This window comes from Kitasatospora sp. NPDC056327 (assembly GCF_042261735.1).
In the GTDB taxonomy this organism is placed as follows: Bacteria; Actinomycetota; Actinomycetes; order Streptomycetales; family Streptomycetaceae; genus Kitasatospora.
This window is the reverse complement of sequence record NZ_JBHJRC010000550.1, coordinates 1-1,449: the sequence shown is the minus strand read 5'-3', so window position 1 is coordinate 1,449 and position 1,449 is coordinate 1. Positions and strand designations below refer to the sequence as shown.

Below are 1,449 nucleotides of genomic sequence, written 5' to 3'. Positions count from 1 at the left end.
CCGTTGCGGAGGCTCCCGGGCCCGGTCCCGTCCGGACGGCGGCCCGCCCGCGGATCCGCGGGCGGTCGAGCGGGCCCCGCCCTCCGGGTTCCCGGCAGGCCCGCCCCCGACCGGCCCGCCCCGACCGGCCCGGTCTCCGCAGGCCGGTCCGCTGCGGGCAGGGCTCCGGATCCGCCGCAGGCTCCGGTTCCGTTCCGTGACGGGACGGACATGACCCGGCGACGCGCCAGCCCCTACCCTTTCCCCTCATGCGAGATCTTGCAGCGGGGATGGGGTACCTGGCCAAGGGCCAGAAGTGGGTGGGGCGGCACGGCCGCTGGTGGGCGTTCGGAATGATCCCGGCGCTGATCACCCTGGCCGGTTACGCGGTGGCACTGTTCTTCCTCGGCGGCTGGGCCGGGGACATCGCCGAGTGGGCCACCCCGTTCGCCGACTCGTGGTCCTCGTTCTGGCAGGACCTGCTCCGGGTCACCCTCGGCGCGCTGGTCTTCGTCGGCGGGCTGCTGCTCTCCGTGCTCACCTTCACGGCGGTGACCCTGCTGGTCGGCCAGCCGTTCTACGAGGAACTGTGCGAGAAGGTCGACGAGTCGGAGGGCGGCGCGCCGGTGCCGCCGGACGTGCCGCTCTGGCGCGAGCTGGTGGTGGCGGCCCGCGACAGCCTCTTCGTCCTGGTGCGGGCCGGCGGCTTCGCGGTCCTGCTGTTCGCAGCCGGGTTCGTCCCGGTGGTCGGGCAGACCGTGGTGCCGGTGCTGGGTTTCCTGGTCTCCGGCTTCTTCCTCACCCTCGAACTGACCTCGGTAGGGCTGCAGCGGCGCGGGGTGGCGCAGCGCGAGCGGCTGCGGCTGCTGCGCGGGCGCCTCGGGCTGGCCTTCGGCTTCGGGGTGCCGCTGGTGCTGCTCTTCCTGGTGCCGCTGGTGACGGTGCTCGCCATGCCGGGCGCGGTGGCCGGTGCCACCCTGCTGGCCCGGGACCTGGTGCCCGTCGAGGAGCAGTCCGCGACGGACGAGGACGAGGACACGGACGCCGCGGGTCCGGGCGGCGCGGATCCCGGCGGGGAGGGCGGCCCCGACGCGGCCGCCGTCCCGGAGCTGCCGGAGTACGGCGCACAGCGGCCCGTCACGGGCAATCCGTACGCCGGCGGCCCGCCGCCCGCGAACCCGTACAGCGGCGGCCCGGCCCCGGCCTCCCCGTACGCCGCCGCGCCGCGGCCCGCGGAGCCGGACCCGTACCGCGGCGCGTGACGCTCCCGTCACCCTGCGTCCGGTGGGCGCCCGCCCGGGTGTGAGGCCCCCCACACGGGTGCGGCGATCTACTGCCGCCGATAGTGGACGGGCTCCCGGCGGGCCGCCGCCGGCCCCCCCCCCCCCCCCCCCCCCCCCGCGGCGGCCGGGGGGGGGCCCGGGGCGTATTAAAAAAAAACAGCCCCCCACACAAAGAACAAAAACGGGT

At 76.1% G+C, this 1,449-nt stretch carries 1 protein-coding gene; it reads left to right on the top strand.

Going from position 1 to position 1,449, the window contains the following annotated elements; translation table 11 throughout:
• The first annotated feature begins 248 nt into the window (after positions 1-248).
• Positions 249-1,241 (top strand): EI24 domain-containing protein, encoded by a 993-nt coding sequence (locus tag ACFCX4_RS36240; RefSeq protein ID WP_376151737.1) that lies wholly within the window; start codon positions 249-251, stop codon positions 1,239-1,241.
• Positions 1,242-1,449 lie beyond the last annotated feature (208 nt).

What these genes read in the sequence shown, in the direction of transcription:
- ACFCX4_RS36240 (WP_376151737.1), top strand. Translation starts at nt 249, where the DNA reads ATGCGAGATCTTGCAGCGGGGATGGGGTACCTGGCCAAGGGCCAGAAG.